This is a genomic window from Proteus cibi (assembly GCF_003144405.1).
GTDB lineage: Bacteria > Pseudomonadota > Gammaproteobacteria > Enterobacterales > Enterobacteriaceae > Proteus > Proteus cibi.
In genome coordinates this window covers 158,182-179,973 of record NZ_PENW01000018.1, presented here as the reverse complement: position 1 = coordinate 179,973, position 21,792 = coordinate 158,182, and the positions used below count along the sequence as shown (strand labels likewise).

Here is a 21,792-nt window from a genome sequence, read left to right as displayed (position 1 = left end):
TATTTTAGGAATGAAGACAAATTATTTTATTATGATTTTTATCATACTTTGTTTTATTATTTGCAAGGCAGAAAGTAAAACAGGTTGTAATATATATTGATATAATCATTTTCTATACATGTAATTTTAATATTAATTTTATTTTTATATGAAATGTGTTTTTTTATTGATATGAAACTTATGTGTTTAGTTGTATGCATGGATGATGAATAATAAATTTTAATAAATAGTTTAAGTAATAGTTAAAGCCTATCTATTATTAACAATTTCTCGGTTAATAATATTTATTTGTCTATTATGATAACATAGTGGAGTAAGAAATGACGGATTACACATCAGCAACAGTTACCAGCCGAGAATCAGCAGATATGCATTTACGTAATGTTGATCTTAATTTATTAACGGTATTTGATGCTGTTATGCAAATGCAAAATGTTACCCGTGCTGCACAAGTACTGGGCATGTCACAACCTGCAGTCAGTAATGCAGTATCTCGACTTAAGGTTATGTTTAATGACGAATTATTTGTTCGCTATGGACGCGGTATTCAACCGACATTAAGAGCGAAACAACTTTTTGGTCCAGTGAGACAAGCCTTACAATTAGTTCATAACGAGCTTCCTGGTGCGGGATTTGAACCAGAACAAAGTGATCGTATATTTAATTTATCTATTTGCAGCCCTTTAGATATAAAGCTAGCGCCAAAAATAGTTGAGCAAATTAAAAATGAAACACCTAATATTGACGTTAATATTAAGTCTTATTTAAATAGTAATATAGAACACCAATTAAAATATCAAGAAGTTGAGTTCTTTATTAGCTATAAAGAATTTGAAAAAACTGAATTTCATTCACAACCACTATTTAATGACGAGGTTGTTTTGGCTGTTTCTAATAAACATCCTCGTATTAAAGAGAGTGTGACTCAAGAAATGTTGCTAAATGAGCAACATTCCATTGTTTCTTTAGATGATATTGGTTCATTTAGTGCTCCTTATTATAAAGATACTCATTTGGAAGATTTAATCACTTATCAAGGAACAGATTTAAATAGTGTATTAAATATTGTATCTAGAACTTATTTGGTTGCTATTGCACCAAGATGGTTAGTTGAAAGCTATTCTGAGCAATTAGATATTAAAGCTGTGTCGTTACCTTGGGAAAAAACAGAGCGTCCATGTTACTTGATTTGGCATGAGTCAACAGCGCGTGATAAAGGTCACTTATGGATGAAAAATTTATTAAGTGAAGTTTGTCAAAACTAGAGTGTTTTTGCTCATAATTAGTATTTATTACTAATTATGCAGAAATAGTGGCAGATAACGTTAGCTATTCGGCTGATGACCAAAATGGCGTTTATGCAGTTAAATAAACTAAATTGGATTGCTGTCACTATTTTTGCCCTTTCTTTGTAATAATGACTCTTATTCGTATTATAACCATGTTAAACCTATTTTTTTGCAATAATCCCCCCCTTTTTATATTGTCATTGATTAAGTTATGATGATTACTTATTGTTATCTATCCGCTTTTTTTTAATTTTTTATAAAAAAATAAAACCCTAACATTGAGTTTTTTCACTGTGATGAGATAGCTTTTTCTGACAAAACTTTTCATAACTCACAATTTTACAAATTTATGTAAAATTGAATTCCTTTATTTGGGTGGATCACTTAGACTTTTATTCAAGTCAGCGAACAAGTGTAAGCTGAAATTGTAAGGGAAACATTTTTTCTATTTCAGTTTCATAACACGGTCGCTTTTCCATAAATAGCAGGAAAATTATGATAACTAATAATAATCTTCATGATTATCATATAATTAGAAGATTGCAGATGCAGTTTTTGCACAGCGGAAATAAAATTGCTTATCGTCAATGGGATACTAAGCGCAATATCGAAATGTCATGGGAGTTGGTTGAAAAGAAAACACGCGCGCTCTCAAATGCATTGTTAGAAATGGGTGTGAATGTTCAAGAAAACATTGGGATCTTTTCTCAAAATACGATTGATTGGTCGTTAGCTGATATTGCTTCTTTGCAACTACGTGCGGTAACTGTTCCTCTTTATGCAACAAGTAGTGTTGAACAAGCCGCTTACATTTTAAATGATGCGAATATTCGCATTCTTTTTGTTGGCGACCAAAAGCAATACGATATTGTTTCTGAATTATTAGCGTTATGTCCTCAGCTTGAACATATTATTGTGTTTAACTCCGATGTGGTGTTAAACGAAAATACCCCTTCATGCTATCTGGAAAATTTAATTAGCCCGCTACAATTTCAGCATGATGACGTGTTAAAACAACGTATTGAAGAATGCCGTTTAGATGACCTGTTTACGTTGATTTATACATCAGGAACTACAGGTGAACCTAAAGGCGTTATGCTCGACTATACCAGTTTGGCATCACAGCTTTATCTACATGATGAGCGTCTCTCATTATCTGATAAAGATGTTTCACTCTGTTTCTTGCCTCTTTCTCATGTTTTTGAACGCGCGTGGAGCTTCTATGTGATGCACACAGGTGCGGTTAACGTGTATTTAACAGACACTCATGCTGTCAGAGAGGCAATGAGTGAGGTTAAACCGACTGTGATGTGTGCGGTTCCTCGCTTTTATGAAAAAGTGTATAGCGCTATTCAAGATAAAGTGTCCCAAGCTTCAACGTTTCGTCAATTTATCTTTAAATGGGCGATAAAGCAGGGAGAAAAACAGCGTGAAGCACAACTGAATCAGCGTCAACAGGGTTTTATTTCCCGCTTATGCTATCGTTTTGCAGATAAAAAAGTGTTAAAGCCACTGCGTCAAATCTTAGGTGGACGAGTTCGCTTTTTACCAGCAGCAGGGGCTCGTTTAGATGATGCGGTGATCCGTTTTTTCTTGGCTGCCGGTATTAATATTAAATATGGCTATGGTATGACAGAAACCTGTGCCACGGTTTCATGCTGGGAAGAGAACAAATATAAGTTAGGTTCTATTGGTACCCCATTACCAGGTGTCGAAGTCCGTATTGGCGCAGAAAATGAAATTCAAGTACGTGGCAGCATTGTCATGAAAGGGTATTTCAATAAACCTGAAGATACGGCGGCTGCATTTACAGAAGATGGATGGTTACGCACCGGGGACGCTGGCGCACTTGATAGTGATGGCATGTTATTTATTACGGAACGTTTAAAAGATTTAATGAAAACGTCAAATGGTAAATACATTGCGCCACAAATGATTGAAGGCGCATTAGGGCAAGACCGCTTTATTGAGCATATTGCGGTGATCGCAGATACACGTAAATTTGTTTCTGCTCTTATCGTGCCTTGCTTTGATGCATTAGAAGAACATGCACGTACATTAAATTTAAAATATCAAGATCGTATGGAATTATTACGCCATACTAAAATTAAAGAATTATTTGATGAACGATTACGTGAAATGCAAAAAAACTTTGCAAGTTTTCATCAAGTTAAACGCTTTACTCTTCTTGCAGAGGGCTTTTCAATGGAATCAGGTGAATTAACACCGACATTGAAACTTCGCCGTAAAATTATTTCTGAACGCTATCAAGATGAAATCGAATTAATGTATCAAGATTAATTTTCATTGATGAAAAAGCACCATTAGGTGCTTTTTTCTTTTGGAGTTACTTATTGATAGATAACGATGATTGAAATAATTGATAAAAGACATAAACGGAAACGTTGACGCATACGGTTTTATCAGTAAATTGTGTTAAAATACAAACTCAGATCAGCATGATGACTGAAATTCATAGCAATATGTAATAAATAACACATTTAATAATTAAAAGAGGCTAATGTGAAACTGGATGAAATCGCCCGCTTGGCTGGTGTTTCACGAACAACAGCAAGTTATGTCATTAATGGTAAAGCGAAACAGTACCGTGTAAGTGACAAGACTGTAGAAAAAGTGATGGCGGTGGTCAGAGAGCATAATTACCACCCGAACGCTGTTGCCGCGGGATTACGTGCTGGTCGTACGCGTTCTATTGGTTTGGTTATTCCTGATTTGGAAAATACCAGTTATACCAGGATTGCAAATTACCTTGAACGACAAGCACGTCAACGTGGTTATCAATTACTGATTGCCTGTTCAGAAGACCAACCAGACAACGAAATTCGTTGTGTTGAGCACTTACTGCAACGTCAAGTTGATGCCATTATTGTTTCAACAGCATTGCCACCAGAGCATCCTTTCTATCAGCGTTGGGCTAATCGCTCATTACCGATTATTGCGTTAGACCGAGCATTAGAAAGTGAACATTTTATCAGTGTTGTTGGCGATGACTTAGAAGATGCCAAAATGCTGGCAACGGAATTGAAAGCATTTCCTTCGCAATCTGTACTCTATTTGGGCGCGCTTCCCGAACTCTCTGTGAGTTTTTTACGTGAACAAGGTTTCCGTAATGTGTGGAAAGATGATCCTAGAGAAGTCACCTACCTATATGCAAATAGCTATGAACGAGAAGCCGCTGCGGCTGCTTTTTCTGAATGGTTAAATAGCAATCCAATGCCTGATGCATTATTCACTACCTCTTTTGCTTTATTACAAGGGGTTATGGATGTGACATTACAACGTAGTGGTCGTTTACCTACACAGTTGGTTATTGCGACTTTTGGTGATCATGAGTTATTGGATTTCCTTGAGTGTCCTGTTTTATCTGTTGCTCAACGACATCGTGATATTGCAGAGCGTGTGTTAGAACTTGTTCTTGCAAGTCTTGAAGAAGAACAAAAACCACAAGCTGGAATTACCCGTATTCGTCGTGATTTATGTCGTCGAGGCAGTTTGGGGCGTGCACGTTAATTGATCTCGCTCAGTTGGTAATTATCTGCATTTATACTCATCCCTGTTTTATTAAATTAAAACGGGGATGTTTTATTTGATTTAAGAATGTCGAATTGCTTAGAGAATATTAAATTTGAGATTAATCTTAAGCCTTTTTTTACTATTTTTCGAATTTCACTAGGTGAGTAGGTTAAATTTTGAAATATCGATAAGTGGTACTGCTTAAATTTAATGAGTAATTAATTTTATTTTTGGACGCTTTGGAAAAAAATAAATAACTATCTTTATGATATTGAATTATTTTTTTTCGTCTTGCTATTTGGAATTATATAAAAGCAACCTCAAATTATTATGTTGGCTAAAGGTAAATGAACTGCAATAAATTAGTTTTTTATCATAAAAATCATGATTTACTTATTATGATTTCTTTATCTGGTTTTCTTCCTTGTAATCGCTATAAATAATTACTTTTCGTGATTAAAAAAAGAATTTAAAAAATAACCTCTATTAATCATAGTGTTAATATTTTCTTTTTTCTTTTTGTCGATAATTTAAACATTTCGGTGTGCTGATCAAATTACTGTAAATATAAATAAAGCTTCCTATATCTGGCTTGACAACGTTTTCATACCATCCGTAAACTCTATTTGTGGGGATTTGTGGGATAATGTGGTGTAAATTACAAAGCTGGGGGTAATGAGGATGTTTCGTGGAGCAACACTCGTTAATCTTGACAGCAAAGGGCGAATAACAGTTCCTTCCCGTTATCGAACAACGCTGAGTGAGATTTCTGAAGGTCAAATGGTTTGTACCATTGATCTCAATCAGCCGTGTTTATTGCTTTATACCCTTCCAGAATGGGAAAAGATTGAGTTAAAATTAGCGGCTTTGTCCTCCATGAACCCATCGGAACGTCGAGTTCAACGTTTGTTATTAGGTCACGCCAGCGAATGCCAAATGGATAGCGCAGGACGTCTTTTGTTAGCTAGCACGCTAAGACAGCATGCGGGGCTAACAAAAGAGGTCATGTTAGTCGGTCAATTCAATAAATTTGAATTGTGGGATGAACAGGTCTGGTACAAACAGATCGAAAAAGACATTGTCGCCGAGCAAACCTCACAGGAACCGTTATCGACACGACTATTGGATTTATCACTTTAAATAATGACAACAAATAATTTTAGTCATACCAGCGTACTACTGGATGAAGCAGTGAATGGCCTGAATATTAAACCTTCAGGTATCTATATCGACGGAACATTTGGTCGCGGGGGGCACTCTCGTCTCATTTTATCGCAACTGGGAGAGCAAGGTCGCTTAATTGCGATAGACAGAGATCCACAAGCCATTGCGGTTGCTAATGAAATTGATGATGCTCGATTTTCTATTGTTCATGGGCCTTTTTCAAATATTGAACAGTATGTTAATGAGCTTGGTTTAGCTGGAAAAATTGACGGCGTATTACTGGATTTAGGTGTTTCTTCTCCTCAACTTGATGATCCTGAACGTGGCTTCTCTTTTATGCGTGATGGACCTCTTGATATGCGTATGGACCCAACATCAGGGCAATCAGCCGCTCAATGGCTGATGACAGCAGAAGAAGACGACATTACATGGGTATTAAAAACATTTGGTGAAGAACGTTTTGCTAAGCGTATTGCTCGTGCCATTGTTGCACGTAACAAAACAGAAGAGCCTTTGACGAGAACCAAGCAATTAGCTGATTTAATTAGCGATGCAAGCCCAGTAAAAGAGCGACATAAACACCCAGCAACACGCAGTTTTCAGGCAATTCGCATCTATATCAATAGCGAATTAGATGAAATTGAAAAAGCATTAAAAGGCGCAGTTTCTGTTTTAGCACCTGAAGGACGTTTGTCAGTCATTAGTTTCCATTCGTTGGAAGATCGATTGGTGAAACGTTTTATTCGAGATGAAAGCAAAGGACCTGTGGTTCCTGCGGGTATTCCTCTCACAGAAGCGCAGATAAAAGAGTTAGGAAGTGCTCGCTTATCGAGTATTCACAAAATGAAACCGACAGGCGTAGAAGTTGAAGAAAACCCACGAGCACGAAGCTCTGTATTGCGTGTAGCACAACGTATTGAGGAATAAATGTCTACTGAACGACACTCACTACCGGGAGTTATAGGGCAGGATTTACTGCGTCATGGCAAATTGCCTGTATGTTTACTGATTGCTGTGATTATTTCTGCGGTGTATGTCGTGACGACAGCACATAAAACTCGTTTATTGACAGCAGAGAAAGAACGTTTAGTGCTGGAAAAAAACGTATTGGAGATCGAATGGCGCAATCTCATTCTTGAAGAAAATGCGCTGGCAGACCATAGCCGAGTAGAGCGTTTTTCAAGTGATAGTTTGGGGATGATCCATGTTGACCCAACAAAAGAGAACATCGTGGTTACTAAATAATTAAGGCAAGTATGAAATTTTCACGTTCGGCAAAAGCGAAAGCCAAGACAAAGTCAAATGCCAAACTACGCAAGCCTGAAGAAAAAACAGGATTTGTGAGTTGGCGTTTTGCGTTGCTTTGCGGTGGTATTGGTATCGCTTTAGCCGCGCTATTAATCCGTGTCGCCTATTTACAGATTATTAATCCTGATCCCCTTATTCGTGAAGGGGATATGCGTTCTCTCCGTGTGCAAAAAGTCCCAACAGCAAGAGGCATGATCAGCGATAGAATGGGCAGACCTCTTGCCGTTAGCGTGCCCGTTTTCGCTATTTGGGCAGATCCTAAAGTTGTATTAGATGCTAATCCTGATATGACGGACTCTCGTTGGTTAGCACTTGCTGATGCATTGAAGATGCCAGTGAATCAAATTGAGCAAAAAATTGTCGCAACACCTTCTGCGCGTTTTATCTATTTAGCTCGGCAAGTGAATCCTGAAATTAGTGATTATATTAGTAAGCTAAAAATCACTGGGATTAATATGCGCCAAGAATCAAAACGCTATTACCCATCAGGTGAAGTAACCGCTCACATCATCGGTGTAACAAACATTGATGGTGATGGTATTGAAGGGGTTGAAAAAAGCTTTAACCAGTGGCTGACAGGTGCCCCTGGTGAGCGTGTTGTTCGTAAAGATGGTTTTAACCGTGTTATTGAAAATATCGCTCAAACGGACAGCCAAGCCGCTCATAACCTGATGTTAAGTATTGATGAACGATTGCAATCTGTGGTTTACCGCGAATTAACCAATGCTGTTATTAAGAATAAAGCAGAATCGGGAACCGCTGTTTTAGTTGATGTGAATACCGGTGAAGTGCTGGCGATGGCTAACAGTCCATCGTACAACCCAAATAATTTAACGGGGACACCTAAAGACGCGATGCGTAATCGTGCTATCACCGATATTTTTGAACCAGGTTCTACCGTAAAACCAATGGTTGTGATGAGTGCGCTTCACAATCATATTATTCAAGAAAATAGCGTTATTAATACGGTTCCTTATCGAATTAGTGGACATCAAATCAAAGATGTGGCGTTATATCATGAACTGTCGATAACAGGAATATTACAGAAATCGAGTAACGTTGGTGTTTCACGACTGGCGTTAGCGATGCCTGCATCCGAACTTGTGGATGTCTATTCACGATTTGGATTCGGGAAGCCAACTAACTTGGGGCTAGTTGGCGAAAGTAGTGGCATATTTCCAATAAAAAAACAACGGTGGTCCGATCTTGAAAGGGCCACCTTCTCTTTCGGATATGGGCTAATGGTAACGCCGTTACAGTTAGCGCGTGTCTACGCAACGATTGGTAGTTTTGGTATTTACCGTCCTCTTTCTATTACAAAAGTTGATCCTCCAGTACCAGGAACTCGTGTCTTTCCCGAGCCAGTGATGAGAACTGTCGTTCATATGATGGAAAGCGTTGCATTGCCCGGTGGTGGTGGTGTGAGTGCGGCAATTAAAGGTTATCGTGTTGCCATTAAAACCGGGACAGCGAAGAAAGTAGGACCAGACGGAAAATATATCAATCAATATATCTCTTATGCGGCGGGTGTTGCTCCTGCAAGTCGCCCTCGTTTTGCATTGGTTGTCGTAATCAATGAACCCAAAGCAGGGAAGTACTATGGTGGGGCAGTTTCTGCACCGGTGTTTGGCGCAATCATGGGCGCGGTTTTACGTACAATGAACGTAGAACCTGATGCATTAACGCCAGACGATAAAAATGAATTTGTAATTAAAAAAGAAGAGGATACAAGTGGCCGATCCTAACTTAAGTGACCTATTAAGGGCACTCGGGATACAAGCACCGTCTTTGATGCTCAAAGACATGACACTCGACAGCCGAAAAGCGGCGAGCGGTGATCTTTTTATCGCCATTAAAGGTCATGAAACTGATGGTAGACGCTATATTCCTCAAGCAATTGCTCAAGGTGTTTCAGCGGTATTAGCGGAAGCACAAGATGTTGCAACGCATGGTGAAATCCGTGAAAGCCACGGTATTCCAGTTATTTATATTGATAATCTTAATGCCGAGTTATCAAAGTTAGCGGGGCATTTTTATCATCAACCTGCGGAAAAGCTGAAGCTGATAGGTGTTACTGGGACTAACGGAAAAACGACAACAACACAATTGTTAGCACAGTGGGCGCAAGGTTTAGGTGAAACAAGTGCTGTGATGGGAACAGTAGGAAATGGACTTTTAGGTCATGTTGTTCCTGCGATGAACACCACAGGCTCTGCGGTTGATATTCAATTAGAGTTACAGCAATTATTAAATCAAGGCGCGACATTGACCGCGATGGAAGTTTCTTCTCATGGTTTAGTTCAAGGTCGTGTCAGTGCATTGCCTTTTGTGGCGAGCGTATTTACGAATCTAAGTCGTGATCATCTTGATTATCATGGTGATATGGCTAACTACGAAGAAGCAAAATGGTTACTATTTTCCACTCATCATAGTGGTGAAAAAATCATTAATGCGGATGATGCGGTTGGTCAAAAATGGTTATCTCGTTTACCTGATGCTGTTGCTGTGACAATGGAAAATACATTGCCACAAAACTGGCAAGGCCGTTTTGTGAAAACAACCCGTGTTCATTATCATGATGCGGGTGCAACGATTCACTTTAGTTCTAGCTGGGGTGAGGGTGTAATTGAAAGCCCATTAATGGGGGCATTTAATGTCAGCAACCTTTTATGTGCTTTAGCGACATTATTAGCACTTGAATATCCATTAGATGCGGTTATTGAAGCATCATCTTTACTCACACCTGTTTGCGGACGCATGGAAGTATTTAGCGCGGATAATCGCCCTACGGTTATTGTCGATTATGCACATACTCCAGATGCTTTAGAGAAAGCACTGCAAGCGGCTCGTTTACACTGCACAGGTAAACTGTGGTGTGTATTTGGTTGTGGCGGAGATAGAGACAAAGGTAAGCGCCCACTAATGGGTGCCGTGGCAGAAGAGCTCGCTGATAAAGTTGTTATCACTGATGACAATCCTCGTAGTGAAGAGCCTCAGGCAATCATTCAAGATATTCTTTCGGGTTTAATGGACCCAGGTCGTGCGATTGCGATTGAAGGACGTGCTGAAGCGGTCACTAACGTGATTATGCAAGCAGATACTAATGATATGATTTTAGTCGCAGGTAAAGGGCATGAAGATTATCAATTGGTTGGCTCGCGTCGCCTTGATTACTCAGACAGATTAACCGTTGCGCGGTTATTGGGGGTGATAGCATGATCCCTCTGTCTTTAGGAAATATTGCACAAATTAGCAAAGGCACATTGAGCCATATCGCTCAAAGCCAAGCGGATCAGCTTATCATCAAATCGATTTCAACAGATAGTCGTAAAATTGATGAAGATTGTTTGTTTATTGCATTAGCGGGCGAGCGTTTTGATGCGCATGATTTTATTGCTGATGTAAAAGAAAAGGGCGCTGTTGCGGTTTTAGTCAATCGCGAAATCGAAATTGATTGCCCACAAATTATCGTGAAAGATACTCATCTAGCAATGGGTGAGATTGCAGCACATATTCGTTCGTTAAGCCACGCCAAGATTGTTGCACTGACAGGCTCTTCTGGGAAAACTTCCGTTAAAGAGATGACCGCTTCTATTTTGCGTCACTGTGGTGAAACTTTATATACCCATGGCAATTTAAATAACGATATTGGCGTTCCTTTAACGCTTTTTCGTTTAACACCTGAACATCGTTTTGCGGTTATTGAATTAGGTGCAAACCATATCGGTGAAATCGCTTATACCGTAAATATGGTAAAACCAGATAGTGCATTGGTAAACAACCTCTTTTCGGCGCACATCGAAGGTTTTGGCTCACTGGAAGGTATTGCTCAGGCTAAAGGTGAAATTTTCACGCATTTAAAAGAGCAAGGTACAGCCATTATTAATCTTGATAGTAATGACTTACCTCTGTGGCAACATCATTTAAATGCGCGTCAAACACAATGGTCGTTCTCTTTATCAGCACAACGCAATGCAGATTTTTATCCTACCGAGATTGTCGTTAAGCAATTCATCACAAACTTCACCTTACATACACCTGAAGGTTGTGTTGACGTCACTCTTCCATTACCCGGTCGTCATAATATTGCAAATGCTTTAGCCTCAAGTGCACTTGCGCTATCTGCGGGTGCAACGCTTGAAGATATTCGCCTTGGTTTATCGACATTAAAAGCGGTGCCGGGAAGATTGTACCCTGTCGAGTTAACGTCAGGAAAAATGGTGTTAGATGACACTTACAATGCGAACGATGGCTCGATGATTGCGGGTTTGCAAGTGCTTTCTCAATTACCGGGATATAAAATTTTTGTTGCAGGGGATATGGCTGAATTAGGTAAAGATTCAGAAAAATGTCACCGAGATGTGGGGCGTTTTGCTCACAATGCAGGTATTGATAGTGTCTTTACTGTTGGGCATCACAGCCATTTTATTAGTGATGAAAATCAAGGTGGTCAGCATTTTGCATTTAAAGCCGACTTACTTGCTCAATTAATCCCATTATTACAGCAGCATGATATTGTTTCAGTTTTAGTAAAAGGTTCACGAAGCTCCGCGATGGAAGATATCGTGAACGCATTAAAGGAGTGCTTTGAATGTTAGTTTGGCTAGCCGAATATTTGGTTAAATATCATACATTTTTTAATGTGTTTTCTTATCTGACATTCAGGGCGATTGTTGGTTTATTGACGGCATTAATTATTGCTTTGTGGATGGGACCTCATCTCATTGCATGGTTACAAAAAATGCAAATTGGACAAGTGGTTCGTAGTGAAGGACCTGAGTCGCACTTTAGCAAACGTGGTACACCAACAATGGGCGGGATTATGATCCTGTTCTCTATCTCTATTTCGACACTATTATGGGCAAGATTAGATAACCCTTATGTGTGGTGTGTGTTGTTGGTTTTAATTGGCTATGGCGTGATTGGTTTTGTTGATGATTATCGCAAAGTGGTTCGTAAAGATACCAAAGGGCTAATCGCACGTTGGAAATATTTCTGGCAGTCCGTATTAGCACTTGTTGTGGCATTTAGTATGTATGCCATTGGCAAAGATACGCCAGCAACGCAGCTAGTCGTACCATTCTTTAAAGATGTCATGCCTCAATTGGGTATGCTTTATATCTTACTGGCTTATTTTGTCATTGTTGGAACAAGTAACGCAGTTAACTTAACTGATGGTTTAGATGGGTTAGCCATTATGCCAACTGTTTTTGTTGCCGCGGGTTTTGCATTAGTCGCATGGGCGACAGGTAACGTTAATTTTGCAAGTTACTTAAAAATTCCTTATTTGATGCATGCGGGGGAATTAGTGATTGTCTGTACCGCTATTGTTGGTGCGGGTCTCGGTTTCCTTTGGTTTAACACTTACCCAGCTCAAGTCTTTATGGGCGATGTAGGTTCTCTTGCATTAGGGGGAGCATTAGGGACGATTGCGGTGTTATTACGCCAAGAGTTCTTATTAGTCATTATGGGGGGGGTATTTGTTGTTGAAACACTTTCCGTCATTTTGCAAGTCGGCTCATTCAAGTTACGTGGTCAACGTATTTTCCGTATGGCTCCAATTCATCACCATTATGAATTAAAAGGCTGGCCTGAACCTCGTGTTATTGTCCGTTTCTGGATCATCTCACTGATGTTAGTGCTTATTGGTCTGGCGACATTAAAGGTACGTTAAGATGGCAAATTATCAGGGAAAAAAAGTGGTTGTTGTTGGGCTTGGAATAACAGGCCTTTCCTGCGTTGACTTTTTTATCCGCCAAGGTGTTACACCTAAGGTTATTGATACACGCCAAAAACCAGGAGGCTTAGATAAGCTTCCTGCTGACGTTGAATATCATACAGGTAGCTTTCATCAAGCATGGCTTAACGATGCTGATTTAATTATCTCAAGTCCCGGTATTGCACTTTCAACACCGGAGCTTGTTGAAGCCGCAAATCATGGTGTTGAGATTGTTGGTGATATCGAACTATTTTGCCGTGAGGCTAAAGCACCTATTGTCGCGATTACGGGCTCTAACGGTAAGAGTACCGTGACAACATTGGTTGGTGAAATGGCAACTGCGGATGGTATTCGCGTTGGCGTCGGGGGCAATATCGGTGTTCCAGCGTTGACCTTATTAACCAAGCCTCATGATTTATATGTATTAGAGCTATCGAGCTTTCAACTAGAAACGACGTATAGCTTACAAGCGGCGGCTGCAACGGTATTAAATATTAGCGAAGATCATATGAATCGCTATCCATTAGGATTAGAGCAGTACCGTGAAGCCAAACTACGTATCTACAATAACGCTAAAACCTGTGTTTATAACGAAGATGATGCCTTAACGTTACCTTTAGCGGGTAAAGATAATCGTTGTGTTAGTTTTGGTGTCGGACAAGGTGACTATCAACTTGATAACACCAGTCGCATTTTAAAAGTGAAAGGTGAAAAAGTCCTTTCAACGGCTGAAATGTATCTTTCAGGACAGCATAACTATACCAATGCATTAGCCGCATTAGCACTTGCTGATGCTGTAGGGATTTCTCGTACCGCCGCAATCGAAGTACTGAAAACGTATCACGGCCTTGCTCACCGTTTTCAATTAGTTTATTCGCATCAAAATGTACGTTGGATAAATGATTCGAAAGCCACCAATGTGGGAAGCACAGAAGCCGCATTACGAGGACTCGAAGTCGACGGCACACTGCATCTTTTATTAGGTGGTGACGGAAAATCGGCTGACTTCACTTCTTTATTGCCTTATATCAGCGGTGACAATATTCGTCTGTACTGTTTTGGACAAGATGGGCAGGCATTGGCAAATCTACGACCAGATGTTTCTTTATTAACAGTGACAATGGAAGAAGCCATGCGAGCTTTAGCGCCTACTGTAAAATCAGGGGATATGGTGTTGCTCTCGCCTGCATGTGCAAGCTTAGATCAGTTTAAATGTTTTGAGCAACGTGGTGATGAATTTGCACGTTTAGCAAGGGAGCTTGGCTGATGAGCATATTCGCAATGCGAAGATTAAAACAGTGGTTAGTGGGCAGTTATCAAACTGAGAATACGGCATTTGTACCGTATGATCGCACTTTGCTCTGGTTTACTTTCGGATTAGCGGTTGTCGGCTTTGTTATGGTGACATCGGCTTCAATGCCTGTTGGTCAACGTCTTGCAGAAGATCCTTTCTTATTTGCTAAACGTGATGGCATCTATATCGTTGTCGCATTTTGTATTGCGTTAGTCACCATGCGCATTCCAATGGCAATTTGGCAACGTTATAGCAGCTTAATGCTGTTTGGTTCGATACTTCTTTTATTAGTGGTATTGGGGGTTGGGAGTTCAGTTAATGGCGCTTCACGCTGGATTGCTGTGGGACCACTAAATTTTCAACCCGCTGAATTATCAAAACTTGCACTGTTTTGTTATCTATCGAGCTATTTAGTCCGAAAAGTTGAAGAAGTTAGAAATAACTTTTGGGGTTTCTGTAAGCCGATGGGCGTGATGTTAGTTCTGGCTGTTTTATTGTTATTACAACCAGACTTAGGAACCGTTGTGGTTTTATTCGTAACAACATTAGCGTTGTTATTTTTAGCTGGCGCTAAAATTTGGCAGTTCTTAGCCATTATCGGTTCAGGCATTGCCGCTGTTGTGATGTTGATTATTGTTGAACCTTACCGTGTTCGACGAATAACTTCTTTCTTAGAGCCTTGGGAAGATCCATTTGGTAGCGGTTATCAGCTTACACAATCGCTAATGGCATTTGGTCGAGGTGATTTACTTGGGCAAGGCTTAGGAAACTCAGTACAAAAACTAGAATATTTACCTGAGGCACATACCGACTTTATTTTCTCTATTCTCGCCGAAGAACTTGGTTATATCGGTGTGGTTTTGGTGCTTTTAATGGTATTCTTCATCGCTTTTCGCGCGATGCAAATTGGACGACGTGCGCTGATCCTCGAACAACGTTTTTCAGGCTTTTTAGCTTGTTCTATCGGGATCTGGTTTACATTCCAATCATTGGTCAATGTAGGCGCAGCAGCGGGCATGTTACCAACAAAGGGATTAACCCTTCCTCTTATTAGTTACGGTGGTTCTAGTTTGATTATTATGTCAACGGCCATCGTGATGTTATTACGAATTGATTATGAAACACGTCTAGCACAAGCTCAGGCGTTTGTAAGGAGCCCGAAATGAGCGAGCGTAGACGCCGTTTAATGGTTATGGCTGGTGGTACTGGGGGACATGTATTCCCAGGACTGGCTGTTGCTCATTATCTACAATCCCAAGGTTGGGAAATCCGATGGTTAGGAACGGCAGATAGAATGGAAGCCGATTTAGTGCCTAAGCACGGTATCGAAATTGAATTTATTCGTATCTCAGGTTTACGTGGTAAAGGTATTAAAGCGTTAATCGCCGCACCTATTCGTATTATTAAAGCGATTTTTCAAGCTCGCGCCATTATGAAACGCTATCAGCCAGATGCTGTACTTGGTATGGGTGGATATGTATCAGGTCCCGGTGGTGTTGCGGCTTGGATGTGTGGGGTTCCCGTTATTTTGCATGAGCAAAATGGTATCGCTGGATTAACCAATCGCTGGTTATCGAAAATTGCAAAACGTGTATTACAGGCTTTTCCCGGCGCATTTCCTAACGCTCCAGTTGTTGGAAATCCTGTTCGTGAAGATGTATTGGCACTTGAAACACCGTCAGTACGATTAAAAGAGAGAACAGGACCTGTTCGTGTCCTGATTATTGGTGGTAGCCAAGGTGCTAGAATTTTAAATCACACCTTACCCGTAGTTGCAGGTTTACTCGGTGAACATGTTACAATCTGGCATCAAGCAGGAAAAGGTGGCGAAAGTGATACAAAAACACGCTATCAGAACGAATTAGCAAAAAATTCAGTTAAATCTGAATATAAAGTTACTGAATTTATTGATGATATAGCGCAAGCTTACCAATGGGCTGATGTTGTTGTGTGTCGTTCAGGTGCATTAACAGTCAGCGAAATTGCCGCAGCGGGATTACCCGCAATTTTTGTTCCTTTCCAGCACAAAGATAGACAGCAATATTGGAATGCACTGCCGTTAGAAAAAGCAGGTGCAGCGCGTATTATTGAACAAAAAGATTTAACTCCAGAAGTCATTGCACAAACCCTGAAAAATTGGGATAGAGAAACCTTGTTAGCGATGGCAGAGAAAGCAAAAAGTGTTGCGATTACGGATGCCACAGAGCGCGTAGCGAATGTGATAATCGAAGTGGCAAAAAAATAAACGTAACTTGTAACCATTAACCTAGAGTGAAGAAGTAAATAGTGAATACACAACAACTGGCAAAATTAAGATCGTTTGTGCCTGAAATGAGAAAAGTTAAGCATATTCACTTTATCGGCATCGGTGGTGCGGGTATGGGTGGAATTGCTGAAGTGCTGGCTAACGAAGGTTATGAAATCAGCGGTTCTGATTTAGCACCAAACGTAGTCACACAACAGCTCGTTGCCTTAGGCGCAACAGTCTATTTTAATCATCGCCCTGAAAATATTCGTGGCGCAAGTGTTGTTGTGGTTTCGACGGCAATCAGTGCTGAAAACCCGGAGATTATTGCAGCAAGAGAAGCGCGTATCCCCGTTATTCGTCGTGCTGAAATGCTGGCTGAATTGATGCGTTATCGTCATGGTGTTGCGATTGCTGGAACGCATGGCAAAACGACAACAACAGCGATGATTTCAAATATTTATGCGCAAGCGGGTTTAGATCCTACATTTGTTAATGGTGGGCTGGTTAAATCGGCTGGCACTCATGCTCGCTTAGGTTGCAGTCGTTATTTAATTGCTGAAGCTGATGAAAGCGATGCATCGTTTTTACATTTACAACCTATGGTTGCTGTCGTGACGAATATCGAAGCAGACCATATGGACACATATCACGGTAATTTTGACAATCTAAAAGAGACGTTTATTACCTTTTTGCATAATTTACCATTCTATGGTCGTGCCGTGATGTGTTTGGATGATGATGTCATTCGTTCGATTATTCCTAAAGTGGGGCGTTATATTACGACTTATGGCTTTAGTGAAGATGCTGATGTTCGTATTACGCATTATGAACAAAAAGGTGCTCAGGGCTTTTTCACTATTTCTCGTGAAGGTATGCCAGATTTACAAGTTGTATTGAATGCACCTGGTCGCCATAACGCATTGAATGCGACAGCTGCGGTAGCTGTCGCCACAGAAGAAGGCATTGCTGACGAACATATTTTAGCTGCATTACTTAACTTCCAAGGAACTGGACGTCGTTTTGATTTCTTAGGTAACTACAGTCTTGAGCATGTTAATGGTCAAGAAGGTGAAGTGATGCTAGTGGATGACTATGGTCACCATCCAACAGAAGTTGATGCAACGATTAAAGCGGCGAGAGCAGGATGGCCAGATAAACGTCTAGTGATGATTTTCCAACCTCATCGTTATACACGTACTCGCGATTTATATGAAGATTTTGCCACTGTTCTCAATCAGGTTGATATTTTATTATTAACCGATGTTTATTCTGCTGGGGAAGCACCTATTGCAGGTGCCGATAGTCGCTCACTTTGTCGAACAATTCGCCAACGCGGGAAGCTCGATCCTATCTGGGTTTCTGATGTGACTAATATTTCATCAATATTGGCGGGAGTATTAACAGATAATGATCTTGTTTTAGTTCAAGGTGCTGGAAATATTGGTAAAATAGCGCGTCGCTTAGCAGATACGAAGTTACAGCCATCTTTCAGCGAGGATTAAGACGGATGTTTGAGCAAGTGGACATCATTTATGGTGAAATAATCAATAAAATAACTGTAATGATGGGGTGTTATGAGGAAAATAACACGGTATTAGCGAAAAAAATGATCGAGAATTCGCTTGCTCAAATCTGTATTGAGAAAAAATTTCAGTTAAAAAGGAAGAAAAACGCAGAAAAATTCGCAATTTCTTCTTTTAAAGTAAATAATTCTCAACAGATTGAACAATTTAGTGATTTAATTATCAAACCTAAAAGTGTTCATAAAGTATATATATGTAGGAAAAGTATTAATCGCTGGAATATCGGACAAAAGGATGGGCGATTCTCTTGTTTAAACGTTGCTCAGGAGTTAGTGGGTTAATATGTCACAAGCAGCGCTAAATATAAAAGAACACAAAGAGAAGCAACATTCTGACAGACCGAGTAATGGGACTTATTTATCAGGATTAATCTTTTTCTTATGTGTGATTGCCACCATCATTTGGGGTGGAATACAAGTGGTTAACTGGATGAAAGACGCCAATCGTCTGCCAATCTCAAAACTTGTATTAACCGGTGAGCGACATTACACAACGAATGATGATGTACGTCAGGCTATTTTGTCTTTAGGTCAGCCGGGCACATTTATGACACAGGATGTGAATATCATTCAGCAACAAATTGAACGCATGCCATGGATTAGGCAAGTCACTGTTCGTAAACAGTGGCCTGATGAACTTAAAATCCATCTGGTAGAATATGTTCCCTTTACCCGTTGGAATGACACTTACTTTCTTGATAAAGAAGGGCGTGTTTTCAGCCTGCCAACGCAGTTGGAAACCAAAGGAAGTTATCCTTTGCTATATGGTCCTCAAGGAAGTGAAAAAATGGTGTTATCAGGTTATGTGGCAATGAGAGATCAGCTTCTTGCAAGTAACCTGAATTTAAAAGCAGCGTCAATGTCTGCCCGTCAAGGATGGCAATTAGTTTTAGACAATGATGTCCGATTGGAGTTAGGTCGTAAGGATAACGAAAAACGGATCGCTCGCTTTATTGAGTTGTATCCGATACTGCAACAACAAACAGATAAACGGGTTGATTACGTAGATCTGCGTTATGACAGTGGTGGTGCAGTCGGATGGGCTCCTTTATTACTTGAGAATGAATAACAAGACGTGGCAGATGACACGATGAAGGCGAAGGCAGAACAATAATGATCAAAGCGACGGACAGAAAATTAGTAGTTGGTCTTGAGATTGGTACGGCCAAAGTAGCCACCCTTGTCGGTGAGATCCTGCCTGATGGTGTAGTGAATATTATCGGGGTGGGAAGTTGTCCATCTCGGGGCATGGATAAAGGTGGCGTTAATGATCTCGAATCCGTCGTAAAATGTGTACAACGGGCGGTAGATCAGGCTGAATTGATGGCTGACTGCCAAATATCTTCAGTGTATTTGGCGTTATCAGGCAAGCATATCAGTTGCCAGAATGAGATTGGTATGGTGCCAATTTCAGAAGAAGAAGTGACCCAAGATGATGTTGATAGCGTGGTTCATACCGCGAAATCCGTCAAAGTAAAAGATGAACACCGTGTTTTGCATGTTATACCGCAAGAGTATGCCATTGATTATCAAGAAGGGATCAAAAACCCAGTTGGATTATCGGGCGTGCGTATGCAGGCGAAAGTTCATTTAATTACCTGCCATAACGATATGGCAAAGAATATTGTAAAAGCAGTTGAACGCTGTGGGTTAAAAGTGGATCAACTGATTTTTGCGGGGCTCGCTTCAAGTTTCGCTGTATTAACAGAAGATGAACGTGAACTAGGTGTGTGTGTTGTTGATATTGGTGGCGGTACAATGGATATCGCTATTTATACCGGTGGAGCATTAAGACATACTCGCGTTATTCCTTATGCAGGCAATGTTGTAACCAGTGATATCGCCTATGCGTTTGGCACTCCGCCAAATGATGCTGAAGCTATCAAAGTTCGCCATGGTTGTGCACTAGGCTCTTTAGTTGGTAAAGATGAAAATGTCGAAGTTCCAAGTGTCGGAGGCAGACCACCAAGAAGTCTGCAACGACAAACCCTTGCTGAGGTGATTGAGCCTCGTTATACCGAACTGCTCAATCTTGTTAATGAAGAGATTTTAAAAGTTCAAGAACAGTTACGCCAGCAAGGGATTAAGCATCACTTAGCCGCAGGTATTGTGCTAACAGGTGGTGCTGCACAGATTGATGGACTTGTTGAATGTGCTCAACGTGTTTTCCACACGCAAGTACGGATCGGTAAACCGTTAAATATTACCGGGCTAACAGATTATGCGCAGGACCCCTACTACTCAACAGCGGTTGGGCTCTTGCATTACGGTAAAGAATCTCACTTTGGTGAGGAAACAGAAACCGAAAAACGCTCTGCAGTCAGTGGTTTATTTAAGAAACTTACTGGTTGGCTAAAAAGAGAGTTTTAATAATCAGACAAATTTAAAAAGAGGTCGTTTGAGCAAGCGGCCCTGAGAAGGCACAAAACGGAGAGAAATTATGTTTGAACCTATGGAATTAACCAACGATGCGGTGATCAAAGTCATCGGCGTTGGTGGCGGCGGCGGTAATGCGGTTGAGCACATGGTTCGTGAACGTATTGAAGGCGTAGATTTCTTTGCAGTCAATACGGATGCTCAAGCGTTACGTAAAACAGCAGTCGGACAGACTATTCAAATTGGTAATGCCATTACGAAAGGCTTAGGTGCAGGTGCAAACCCTGAAGTAGGCCGTAATGCTGCTGAGGAAGACCGCGAAGGGTTACGTGCAGCGCTTGAAGGTGCTGATATGGTCTTTATCGCAGCAGGTATGGGCGGTGGTACTGGTACTGGTGCTGCGCCTGTTGTTGCAGAAGTGGCTAAAGAATTAGGGATTTTGACCGTTGCTGTAGTGACTAAGCCTTTTAATTTTGAAGGCAAAAAACGTATGGCATTTGCGGAACAAGGGATTACTGAGTTATCAAAACATGTTGACTCATTAATTACTATTCCAAATGACAAATTATTAAAAGTCCTTGGTCGTGGTATTTCATTATTAGATGCGTTCGGCGCAGCTAATGATGTATTAAAAGGCGCAGTTCAAGGTATCGCTGAACTAATTACTCGCCCAGGTTTAATGAACGTTGACTTTGCTGACGTAAGAACTGTGATGTCTGAAATGGGTTATGCCATGATGGGCTCTGGTGCTGCGAAAGGCGAAGATCGTGCTGAAGAAGCCGCAGAAATGGCGATTTCAAGTCCATTATTGGAAGATATCGACTTATCTGGTGCTCGTGGTGTGTTAGTCAACATCACAGCAGGCTTTGACTTACGTCTTGATGAATTTGAAACAGTGGGTAATACCATTCGTGCATTTGCATCAGATAATGCGACTGTGGTTATCGGTACATCCCTTGACCCAGAAATGAATGATGAATTGCGTGTGACTGTGGTTGCAACAGGTATTGGAATGGACAAACGTCCTGAAATTACGCTGGTAACTAATAAACAGAATCAGCAAAGCGCAATGGAGAATCGTTACCAGCAAATGCAAAATAGCATGTCTTCTTTCTCTGCTGTAGAAGAAAGCAAGCCTGCTGCAAAAGCCGTTAACGAACAATCTACTCAGGCAAACAAAGAACCAGATTATTTAGATATCCCTGCGTTCCTGAGAAAACAGGCTGATTAATCGCCAAAAAGATTGGCATCTCCGCTTTTTGTGCTAAACTGTCCTGC

Annotated in this window: 18 protein-coding genes; all 18 read left to right on the top strand. The window is 40.6% G+C overall.

The genetic code is table 11. The annotated features are described in order from the left end of the window. The first annotated feature begins 320 nt into the window (after window positions 1-320). The 18 genes from leuO (at window position 321) to ftsZ (ending at window position 21,745) form a co-directional block, all read left to right on the top strand. Window positions 321-1,265: a transcriptional regulator LeuO gene (gene leuO / locus DK865_RS10875; protein WP_109391915.1), complete on the top strand. Its 945-nt coding sequence runs from the start codon at window positions 321-323 to the stop codon at window positions 1,263-1,265. Between the two features lie 519 nt (window positions 1,266-1,784). Beyond that, a complete protein-coding gene (locus tag DK865_RS10870; RefSeq protein WP_109391914.1) occupies window positions 1,785-3,590 on the top strand; it encodes an AMP-dependent synthetase/ligase in 1,806 nt (601 codons plus the stop codon). Window positions 3,591-3,812: 222 nt separating this feature from the next. Beyond that, on the top strand, window positions 3,813-4,820 hold the full coding sequence (cra, locus tag DK865_RS10865) for a catabolite repressor/activator (RefSeq protein ID WP_036912429.1): 1,008 nt from the start codon (window positions 3,813-3,815) through the stop codon (window positions 4,818-4,820). Between the two features lie 684 nt (window positions 4,821-5,504). Beyond that, a complete protein-coding gene (gene mraZ / locus DK865_RS10860) occupies window positions 5,505-5,963 on the top strand; it encodes a division/cell wall cluster transcriptional repressor MraZ (protein ID WP_023581488.1) in 459 nt (152 codons plus the stop codon). Window positions 5,964-5,966: 3 nt separating this feature from the next. Then, window positions 5,967-6,914: a 16S rRNA (cytosine(1402)-N(4))-methyltransferase RsmH gene (gene rsmH / locus DK865_RS10855; protein ID WP_023581489.1), complete on the top strand. Its 948-nt coding sequence runs from the start codon at window positions 5,967-5,969 to the stop codon at window positions 6,912-6,914. Next, window positions 6,915-7,232 carry a cell division protein FtsL gene (gene ftsL, locus DK865_RS18955; protein WP_023581490.1) on the top strand — a complete coding sequence of 106 codons (318 nt, stop codon included), beginning with the start codon at window positions 6,915-6,917 and terminating at the stop codon, window positions 7,230-7,232. It abuts the gene before it with no gap. 11 nt (window positions 7,233-7,243) lie between these two features. Next, window positions 7,244-9,040: a peptidoglycan glycosyltransferase FtsI gene (gene ftsI, locus DK865_RS10845; protein WP_109391913.1), complete on the top strand. Its 1,797-nt coding sequence runs from the start codon at window positions 7,244-7,246 to the stop codon at window positions 9,038-9,040. Then, on the top strand, window positions 9,027-10,514 hold the full coding sequence (murE, locus tag DK865_RS10840; protein ID WP_109391912.1) for a UDP-N-acetylmuramoyl-L-alanyl-D-glutamate--2,6-diaminopimelate ligase: 1,488 nt from the start codon (window positions 9,027-9,029) through the stop codon (window positions 10,512-10,514). Before ftsI ends, murE begins: the two co-directional genes overlap by 14 nt. Continuing rightward, window positions 10,511-11,893 (top strand): UDP-N-acetylmuramoyl-tripeptide--D-alanyl-D-alanine ligase, encoded by a 1,383-nt coding sequence (murF, locus tag DK865_RS10835; protein WP_109391911.1) that lies wholly within the window; start codon window positions 10,511-10,513, stop codon window positions 11,891-11,893. The genes murE and murF overlap by 4 nt, the downstream gene beginning before the upstream one ends. After that, window positions 11,887-12,969 carry a phospho-N-acetylmuramoyl-pentapeptide-transferase gene (gene mraY / locus DK865_RS10830; protein ID WP_023581493.1) on the top strand — a complete coding sequence of 361 codons (1,083 nt, stop codon included), beginning with the start codon at window positions 11,887-11,889 and terminating at the stop codon, window positions 12,967-12,969. The genes murF and mraY overlap by 7 nt, the downstream gene beginning before the upstream one ends. 1 nt (window position 12,970) lies before the next feature. Further along, window positions 12,971-14,281 (top strand): UDP-N-acetylmuramoyl-L-alanine--D-glutamate ligase, encoded by a 1,311-nt coding sequence (murD, locus tag DK865_RS10825; RefSeq protein WP_109391910.1) that lies wholly within the window; start codon window positions 12,971-12,973, stop codon window positions 14,279-14,281. Next, window positions 14,281-15,474: a cell division protein FtsW gene (gene ftsW / locus DK865_RS10820; protein ID WP_023581495.1), complete on the top strand. Its 1,194-nt coding sequence runs from the start codon at window positions 14,281-14,283 to the stop codon at window positions 15,472-15,474. The genes murD and ftsW overlap by 1 nt, the downstream gene beginning before the upstream one ends. After that, window positions 15,471-16,553 carry an undecaprenyldiphospho-muramoylpentapeptide beta-N-acetylglucosaminyltransferase gene (gene murG / locus DK865_RS10815; protein WP_109391909.1) on the top strand — a complete coding sequence of 361 codons (1,083 nt, stop codon included), beginning with the start codon at window positions 15,471-15,473 and terminating at the stop codon, window positions 16,551-16,553. Before ftsW ends, murG begins: the two co-directional genes overlap by 4 nt. Before the next feature lie 41 nt (window positions 16,554-16,594). Then, complete coding sequence (gene murC / locus DK865_RS10810) at window positions 16,595-18,058, top strand: UDP-N-acetylmuramate--L-alanine ligase (RefSeq protein ID WP_036912437.1); 1,464 nt, start codon at window positions 16,595-16,597, stop codon at window positions 18,056-18,058. A gap of 5 nt (window positions 18,059-18,063) precedes the next feature. After that, the gene (locus tag DK865_RS10805; RefSeq protein ID WP_109391908.1) at window positions 18,064-18,420 is read left to right on the top strand and encodes a hypothetical protein; all 357 of its coding nucleotides are present in this window, start codon (window positions 18,064-18,066) and stop codon (window positions 18,418-18,420) included. 1 nt (window position 18,421) lies between these two features. Beyond that, window positions 18,422-19,207, top strand: a complete 786-nt coding sequence (gene ftsQ / locus DK865_RS10800) for a cell division protein FtsQ (RefSeq protein ID WP_023581498.1) — start codon at window positions 18,422-18,424, stop codon at window positions 19,205-19,207. Between the two features lie 44 nt (window positions 19,208-19,251). Further along, window positions 19,252-20,508 (top strand): cell division protein FtsA, encoded by a 1,257-nt coding sequence (ftsA, locus tag DK865_RS10795; protein WP_006533748.1) that lies wholly within the window; start codon window positions 19,252-19,254, stop codon window positions 20,506-20,508. A 70-nt stretch (window positions 20,509-20,578) separates the two neighbouring features. After that, entirely contained in the window at window positions 20,579-21,745 is a 1,167-nt protein-coding gene (gene ftsZ / locus DK865_RS10790) for a cell division protein FtsZ (protein WP_023581499.1), read from the top strand. Window positions 21,746-21,792 lie beyond the last annotated feature (47 nt).

Coding starts and splice junctions, on each gene's coding strand:
- murG (WP_109391909.1), top strand. CDS start 15,471: ATGAGCGAGCGTAGACGCCGTTTAATGGTTATGGCTGGTGGTACTGGG.
- DK865_RS10805 (WP_109391908.1), top strand. CDS start 18,064: ATGTTTGAGCAAGTGGACATCATTTATGGTGAAATAATCAATAAAATA.
- ftsW (WP_023581495.1), top strand. CDS start 14,281: ATGAGCATATTCGCAATGCGAAGATTAAAACAGTGGTTAGTGGGCAGT.
- ftsZ (WP_023581499.1), top strand. CDS start 20,579: ATGTTTGAACCTATGGAATTAACCAACGATGCGGTGATCAAAGTCATC.
- mraZ (WP_023581488.1), top strand. CDS start 5,505: ATGTTTCGTGGAGCAACACTCGTTAATCTTGACAGCAAAGGGCGAATA.
- ftsI (WP_109391913.1), top strand. CDS start 7,244: ATGAAATTTTCACGTTCGGCAAAAGCGAAAGCCAAGACAAAGTCAAAT.
- ftsL (WP_023581490.1), top strand. CDS start 6,915: ATGTCTACTGAACGACACTCACTACCGGGAGTTATAGGGCAGGATTTA.
- mraY (WP_023581493.1), top strand. CDS start 11,887: ATGTTAGTTTGGCTAGCCGAATATTTGGTTAAATATCATACATTTTTT.
- ftsA (WP_006533748.1), top strand. CDS start 19,252: ATGATCAAAGCGACGGACAGAAAATTAGTAGTTGGTCTTGAGATTGGT.
- murD (WP_109391910.1), top strand. CDS start 12,971: ATGGCAAATTATCAGGGAAAAAAAGTGGTTGTTGTTGGGCTTGGAATA.
- rsmH (WP_023581489.1), top strand. CDS start 5,967: ATGACAACAAATAATTTTAGTCATACCAGCGTACTACTGGATGAAGCA.
- murF (WP_109391911.1), top strand. CDS start 10,511: ATGATCCCTCTGTCTTTAGGAAATATTGCACAAATTAGCAAAGGCACA.
- ftsQ (WP_023581498.1), top strand. CDS start 18,422: ATGTCACAAGCAGCGCTAAATATAAAAGAACACAAAGAGAAGCAACAT.
- DK865_RS10870 (WP_109391914.1), top strand. CDS start 1,785: ATGATAACTAATAATAATCTTCATGATTATCATATAATTAGAAGATTG.
- leuO (WP_109391915.1), top strand. CDS start 321: ATGACGGATTACACATCAGCAACAGTTACCAGCCGAGAATCAGCAGAT.